The following is a 7,105-nucleotide window of genomic DNA, read 5'->3' as shown; positions in this document are numbered from 1 at the left end:
TGGGCGCGACGACCGGCCTGGTCGTGGGCGCGGTCTTCGGGGTGGCGCTGGGGGCGATCGCGGCGGGCGTCGAGGCGGCCGGAGCGGTCGGGGCCTCGGCGGACGAGGTGACCGTGCTGGTCGCCGAGGAGACCGCGCCGGAGTCACCTCCGCAGGCGGTCAGGAAACCGAGCAGGGCGAGGGTCGCGAGGCTCGGCAGGGTCCGGCGCATGGGCGGGCGGTCCTCTCTGGGGGAAGGTGCCCGCACCGTACTGAGCCCGCGCCACCCGGATCATCGGCCGCTCGGCCGCCCGTGGCCGCCCCGTCGGCGGACCGGCCTCAGGACGGGGTGCGCGCGGTGAGGACCGCGTCGAGCAGCCCCGGGTAGAGCCGGTCCACCTCGTCCCGGCGCAGCCGCACGTACCGGCTGGTGCCGGCGACCCGGGTGCGGGTCAGGCCGGCCTCGCGCAGCACCTTGAGGTGGTGGCTGCGGGTCGCCTTGGAGACCCCGAACTCGAAGGTGCCGCAGGCGTACTCCCCGCCCTCGGCGAGGGCCCGGACGATCTGCAGCCGTACGTCGTCGGCCAGCGCCGCCAGCACGGCGGTGACCGGTACGTCCCGCAGCTCGGGTTCGTGCAGCTCCATGTGACCAGGGTAACCCATGTTCGACATTCGTCGAACAACCTCCTATGGTCGGGTTCGTTGGTTCGACGATACTCGAACATTGGAGCTGTGATGCGCTCTCGTCACGCCGCCTTCCCGCTCTTCGCCGTGCTGAGCTGGGGCGTCATGTTCCCCGTCCTGGCCAGCGCGCTCACCCGGGTGGACGCGCTCAACCTGACCACCGCCCGGTACGTGCTCGCCGCCGCCGTGCTGCTCGCCCTGCTGCTCGCCCGGGAAGGGCTGGCCGCCCTCCGCGCCGGCCGGCGCCGTACCGAGCTGGTGCTGCTCGGCGTGGTCGGCTTCGCCGGCTTCAACGTGCTCACCAACCTCGCCCTCGGGCACGCCGCGCCGCAGCAGATCGCCCTCTTCGCGGCCACCACCCCGCTGGTCACCCAGCTCGTCCGCTGGGCGCGCGACGGCGTACGCCCCCAGCCGGCGCTGCTCGGCCTGTCGCTGGTCGCCCTGGTCGGCGTCGGCCTGGTGATCACCCGGGGCCGGCTCGACGGGCTGGGCCAGTTCGGCCCCGGCGGGCTGCTCATGATCGGCGCGGTGGTCAGCTGGGCAGTCTACACGCACGGGGCCGGCCGCTTCCCCGAGTACTCCCCGCTGCGCTACACCACGCTGACCGCCGTCGCCGGCACGCTCGCCATGCTCGCCGCGAGCGCCGTCGCCGACGTCGCCGGACTCCAGCACGCGCCGGCCGCCGCCGACCTCGTCGCGGTCGCCCCGCAGCTGGCGTACGCCGTGCTGGTCGCCGCGGTCCTCGCGGTCCTGGCCTGGAACACCGGGGTACGCCGGCTCGGTGCGGCGGACGCCGCGCTCTTCATGAACCTGGTCCCGGTGACCACGTTCCTGGTGCAGACCCTGCGCGGCTACCGGCCCGGCGCGGTGGAGCTGGCCGGCGCCGCGCTGACCATCGCCGCCCTGGTCGCCGCCAACCTCGCCACCCGCACCCGCAAGCCGTCCGCCGCCCGGCCCGCGACCGCCGTGATCGACCGCCCCGCCGTCGTGGACCCCGTCGCCGTCATCGCCCGCTAACCCCGCCCCCGCCCCCACCCGCCCCCGCCCCCACCCGCCCTCCACCCGCGCCAGATGCGCGCTGATTCACGGAAAGAGTGGCCTCCGGAGCTTCGGAAGCCACTCTTTCCGTGAATCAGGGCGGATCTTGGGGCAGGGCGGCAGGGCGGCAGGGCGGCAGGGCGGGAGGGGGCGGGGCGGCGGCTCACAGCGTGGGAACCCGAGGGGGTGGGCGCGCGGACTGCGCATAGACTCGGCGGCACAACTGCATACCTCATCCAGAGGGGCTGAGGGATACGGCCCGATGACGCCCCGGCAACCACCCGCGCGCTCGACGACGAGCGACGGCGGGCAGGTGCCAATTCCGTCCCCGCCGCACGAGGCGATGCGGGGAAAGATGAGAGGACTCCTCGACATGACGTCGACGCTTCCCGCCACGTCCGGCATCGACACCACCCTCAGCCCGGCCCGCGCCCTGATCTGTCGCGCCTGCTCCGCGCGCTACCCGCTCGCCGCGCAGCACGCCTGCTACGAGTGTTTCGGCCCGCTGGAGGTCGACTACGACGCCGCCGCCCTGGCCACCGTCACCCGGGAGCAGATCGAGGCCGGCCCGAAGAACCTCTGGCGGTACGCCGCGCTGCTCCCCGCCGGCCAGGACCCGGCCACCCGGGTGACCCTCGACCCGGGGCTGACCCCGCTGGTCGCGGCTCCGCGCCTCGGCGCCGAGCTGGGCTTCACCGCGCCGCTCTGGGTCAAGGACGACAGCGGCAACCCGACGCACTCGTTCAAGGACCGGGTGGTCTCGGTGGCGCTGACCGCGGCCCGCGCGCTCGGCTTCACCCGGTACGCCTGCGCCTCCACCGGCAACCTGGCCAACTCGGTGGCCGCCCACGCAGCCCGCGCCGGGGTGCCCTCGGTGGTCTTCATCCCCAGCGACCTGGAGCAGGGCAAGGTGGTCACCACCGCCGTCTACGGCGGTGACCTGGTGGCCATCGACGGCTCGTACGACGACGTGAACCGGCTCTGCGGCGAGCTGGTGGAGACCGACGAGTTCGAGGACACCGCCTTCGTCAACGTCAACGTCCGGCCCTACTACGCGGAGGGCTCCAAGACCCTCGGCTACGAGGTGGCGGAGCAGCTCGGCTGGCGGATCCCCGCCCAGGTCGTCATCCCGATGGCCAGTGGCGAGCTGCTCACGAAGATCGACAAGGCGTTCTCCGAGCTGGTCGAGATCGGCCTGGTCGAGGCGCCGGCCGGCGGCTGGAAGGTGTTCGGCGCGCAGTCCGCCGGCTGCAACCCGATCGCCACCGCGCTGCACGCCGGCACCGACGCCATCACCCCGGTCAAGCCGACCGGCATCGCCAAGTCGCTGAACATCGGCGACCCCGCGGCCGGCCTCTACGCGCTGGAGGCGGTGCGCCGGACCGGTGGCTGGATGGACCAGGCCGACGACGACGAGATCCGCGCCGGGATCAGGCTGCTCGCCCGGACCACCGGGGTCTTCGCCGAGACCGCCGGCGGCGTCACGGTCGCGGTGCTGCGCAAGCTCGTCGAATCCGGCCGGCTCGACCCGGCGGCGGAGACCGTCGTCTTCAACACCGGCGAGGGCCTCAAGACCCTCGACGCGGTGGCCCCCCAGGTCGGCCCCACCCACCGCATCAAGCCGACCCTCCGCGCCGCCCGCGACGCCGGCCTCCTCTCCTGACCCCACCCCGCCCCCCGCCCCAGGTCGTTGATCAAGGGGTTTGCGTCACCGGAAGGGCCGATTCCGACGCAAACCCCTTGATCAACTCGACCGGGCGGGGGAGGGCGGATCGCCCGGGCGGGGGATCGGAAAGATCCGGTGGGTAACTGGCGATTTGCTGTGAGTACGGGAAACCCGCCGACAAGGACTTGACGGCAGGAACCGGACGGCGCAAGATGCTCCGTGCGGGAGGGCATCCGCCGGAGACTTTTCAAGTTCTTGCGACCCAACGCCGGAGGCGTTGTGCGGACGTCCCTCCCGACCAACGTCCGAAGGGGCCGGCGGAAAACCGCTGGCCCCTTCGCTGTGGGTGGCGCAGGCTCACCCGCATGGGTATCTCCGTCACCCCCCTCGACCCCGCCGACCGGGCGACCCTTGACGCGGTCTACCGCACGGCGGTCGCGGCCCAGGCCGTGGACGAGCCCGACCTTCCGCCGCCGTGCCGGCGCCGGTTCGAGGCGCCGCTGTGGCACCCGATGCCCGGCATCGACGCCCGGTGGTCGGTGGCCCGCCTCGACGGGGGGCCTGTCGGCTGGATCCGGCTGTACCTGCACACCCTCGACAACACCGAGAACGCCAGCGTGGACCTGGTGGTGGACCCGGCGTACCGGCGGCGCGGGGTGGGGCGGGCGCTGCACGAACACGGCCTGACGGTGCTGCGGGAGCACGGTGGCAAGCGGATGGTCGGCTCGACCGTCACCCCGCTGCCCGGCGAGGAGCATCGGGAGCTGCCCGGGGCCGCCTTCGCCGCCGCCGTCGGCGCGCGGCCGGCGCTCGCCGATGTCCGCCGCCGGCTCGACGTCACCACGCTCGACCGGTCCCGGCTGGCGGCCCTGCTCGCCGGCGCCCGGGCAACCGCGGACGGCTACCGTGCGGTCCGCTGGCGGGACCACGTCCCCGAGGAGCACGTCACCGACGTCGCCCACCTGGAGGGCCGGCTGCTGCTCGACGCCCCGCTCGGGGAGCTGGCGTGGGAGCAGGAGCAGATGGACGCGGAGCGGATCCGGGGCGTGGAGCGGGCGCTGGACGGCCGGGGCGTCCGCCGGTACAACGTCGGCGCGGTGCACGAGGCGTCCGGCCGACTGGTCGCGTGGAGCCAGCTCAGCTTCGACGCGAGCAGCGTCCGACATGCCTGGCAGCAGATCACCATCGTCGACCCGGCGCACCGCGGCCACCGTCTCGGACTGCTCTGCAAGGCCGAGAACCTCGCGTACGCCCTGAGCCACGAGCCGGAGCTGCGCGTGATCGACACCTACAACGCGGCGGAGAACACGCACATGATCGCGATCAACGAGCAGCTCGGCTTCCGGCCCGTGGCCGGCTCGACGGACTGGCAGCTCACGCTCTGAGCCCGCCGGCCCCCGGCCGGCCGAGCCGGCGGGCCAGCTCCCGGACGGCCCGGTGGAAGTCCTCGTCCGGCTCGAACCGGTGTCCGCCGATCGGCGGCGGCACGGTGTCCCCGGGCGGGATCAGCAGTGTCCCCGGGTCGCGGACCCGGCGGTCCACCCCGGCGGCCGGGTCGTCCGGTGACAGCCCCGCCGGGAAGATCCGCCCCCCGATCGGGTCGGTGTTCCGCCACAGGCTGATCCACTTCCAGTCCAGCCGCTCGCCGATCTCGCGCAGCACCTCCGGGCCGAAGTAGGCCGGGAAGACCCGGCGGTAGAGCGGACCGAGCGGGGTCGCGTACGTCAGCAGGGCCACCCGGGCGCGGCAGGACTCGGGCAGTTGCAGCACGGTGGCCGCGACCAGCACGCTGCCGTGGCTCTGGCCGGAGAGCACGATCGCGCCGCCGTCCCCGGTCAGCTGGGCGATCCGGCGGGTCAGGTCGGGTATCGCCCGCTCGGTGTAGCAGGGCGCGGCCAGCGGGTGCGCGGCCCGAGGCCAGAAGGTGGCCAGCTCCCACAGCACCCCGACCGCCCGGATCGCGGGCGACCGGTAGGCGAACAGCCCGGCACCGGCCAACACCACGGCGAACAGGCCGATCAGCAGGCCGCCGAGATCAGTCGCGAAGATCACCGGGCCGGCCAGGGTCGTCCCGCCGGCCCGGGCGGCGATCGACTCCGGCCCCTGGTGCGCGACCGACAGCCCCGCTCCCGCGAGGGCCAGCACGGCCAGCAGCGCGTACGCCCCCAGCAGCAGCGGCCCGAGGCGGCCGGCGAGCCGGGCGCGGACGATCCGGTCCCGGAGCGCCCGGACCCGCTCCGGCGGCACCCCGGCCGCCTCGGGGAAGTCCTGCCGGATCAGCTCCTCGGTCTCCCGCCGACGGCGGGACCGGTGCCACCGGCGGCCGGCCAGCGCCACCACGGCGGCCAGCACCACGGCGAAGGAGAACCCGAGGGCGGCCCACCGGTACGCCACCGGCGGAGCGAGCGGCGGGGCGCCCGGTGGCAGCGGTCGCGCCGGGGTGGGGCTGGAACCCCGGTCCAGGTACTCGGCCACCCCGTAGCTCAAACCGGACGAGAAGGCCACGGCGAGGCCGATCGCGGCGGAGATCAGGACCGGCGCGCCCAGGCCACCCAGCACCGCGGATGCCCGCGGTCCGGCCGGTCGCGCCAGCACCACGCCGGCGAGGAGGAGCAGCAACCCCAGCTGGGTGGTGAAGACGGCGGCCACGAGGACGTCGTACCCGGGCATTCCCCCGCCGGCCGACCAGGGCGACCGGGGCGCGGCCGCGTAGCCGACGGTGAGCGCGGTGAGGGCGACCGTCCCCCACCGCGCCCCACCCGTGGCCCGGCCCAGCCAGGGCTGGGCGTCCCTGCGGTCCAGCTGGGGCAGGCAGAGCAGCGCCGCGGCCGCCAGCAGCAGTCCGATGGCCGCCGCGAGCAGCAGATACCCGGGCAGGTTCCGGTCGTGCGGGACGAGCACCAGCAGCAGCGCCAGGTCGAGCACCCCCAGGGCGATGGCGAGGTGCAGCGAACGCAGCCGGCGCAGCAGTGCCCGGTTGTCCCAGAAGTGCCGGGTGTCCAGCCGGTCGGCGCCCACCCCCTGCGGCCTCGTCGCCGCGTCCTCGGGGAGCTGCCAGGTGCGGTCGCTGGTCCGGCGGACCAGCCCGACCGCGAGGATCGGCAGCAGCGCCAGGATGGCCAGCCGCTGCCCCGGGGGCACCCCGCCGAGCCACGAGATCTCCCGCCGTCCCTCCAGGCAGCGCGGAAAATCCGCGCACTGCCAGCCGATCAGGTCGAGCGCCACCCCGACGGCCGACAGCACGTACATCGCGGTGAGGCTGGCGGCGAGCAGCCGGCACAGCGCCCGCCCAGGCGTCGCCGAGGCCCGGCCCGGGGGCAGCATCCAGATGGCGATGTTGGCCAGCATGAAGGGCAGGAGCAGCACCAGCGAGAGGGTCCGGATGGCGGTGCCGCCGGTGAGGCCGCTCCACCGGTACGCCTCCAGGTCCGAACCGCCCGGTCCGGTCGGCTCGCCGAAGCCCGGGCGTACCCGGTAGAAGCCGGCGTCCCGGTCACCCGCCACCCGGACGACCACCGGGCGGTCCAGGATCGCCTCCGGCCCCTTGTCGGCGACGCCGTGCACCCGGATCTCGGTCGTCCGCACCCGCCGCCGTCCTCTCCTGGTCGTCGGCCGCGGGGTTACCCGGTGCCGGTCCGGTCATTCCCGGGCGGTTTGGGGCAGCTCGACCAGTGGCGGGCGACGATCGAACTTGTGACACGCCCCTACTGATCTGGTGGCTTCCTGTTGCATGATGGC

The 7,105-nt window shown here is 74.4% G+C and carries 5 protein-coding genes, 1 pseudogene and 1 riboswitch; of the genes and pseudogenes, 3 read left to right on the top strand and 3 right to left on the bottom strand.

Features of this window, described 5'->3' with window-relative positions:
* Both EFE23_RS07550 and EFE23_RS07545 read right to left on the bottom strand, forming a co-directional pair.
* Positions 1 to 211, bottom strand: a pseudogene (locus EFE23_RS07550) (hypothetical protein); the annotation flags it as partial.
* A 107-nt stretch (positions 212 to 318) separates the two neighbouring features.
* Positions 319 to 624, bottom strand: coding sequence for an ArsR/SmtB family transcription factor (locus EFE23_RS07545; protein WP_123240179.1), 306 nt, complete (start codon positions 622 to 624; stop codon positions 319 to 321).
* A gap of 90 nt (positions 625 to 714) precedes the next feature.
* On the opposite strand from EFE23_RS07545, the gene EFE23_RS07540 reads away from it, so the two are divergent.
* The 3 genes from EFE23_RS07540 to EFE23_RS07530 all read left to right on the top strand — a co-directional run bounded on the left by EFE23_RS07540 (position 715) and on the right by EFE23_RS07530 (position 4,752).
* Positions 715 to 1,680 (top strand): DMT family transporter, encoded by a 966-nt coding sequence (locus EFE23_RS07540; protein WP_123240178.1) that lies wholly within the window; start codon positions 715 to 717, stop codon positions 1,678 to 1,680.
* A 250-nt stretch (positions 1,681 to 1,930) separates the two neighbouring features.
* A riboswitch (SAM riboswitch) is annotated at positions 1,931 to 2,063 on the top strand.
* An 11-nt stretch (positions 2,064 to 2,074) separates the two neighbouring features.
* Positions 2,075 to 3,364, top strand: coding sequence for a threonine synthase (gene thrC / locus EFE23_RS07535; protein ID WP_123240177.1), 1,290 nt, complete (start codon positions 2,075 to 2,077; stop codon positions 3,362 to 3,364).
* Positions 3,365 to 3,579: 215 nt separating this feature from the next.
* Positions 3,580 to 4,752 carry a GNAT family N-acetyltransferase gene (locus EFE23_RS07530; protein ID WP_123240176.1) on the top strand — a complete coding sequence of 391 codons (1,173 nt, stop codon included), beginning with the start codon at positions 3,580 to 3,582 and terminating at the stop codon, positions 4,750 to 4,752.
* Here the strand turns inward: EFE23_RS07530 and EFE23_RS07525 are convergent.
* Entirely contained in the window at positions 4,742 to 6,952 is a 2,211-nt protein-coding gene (locus tag EFE23_RS07525) for a hypothetical protein (protein WP_123240175.1), read from the bottom strand. The genes EFE23_RS07530 and EFE23_RS07525 overlap by 11 nt on opposite strands.
* Positions 6,953 to 7,105 lie beyond the last annotated feature (153 nt).

The sequence above is a fragment of the Micromonospora solifontis genome (assembly GCF_003725545.1).
Lineage (GTDB): Bacteria > Actinomycetota > Actinomycetes > Mycobacteriales > Micromonosporaceae > Micromonospora > Micromonospora solifontis.
This window is presented reverse-complemented; position numbering and strand designations above follow the sequence as displayed.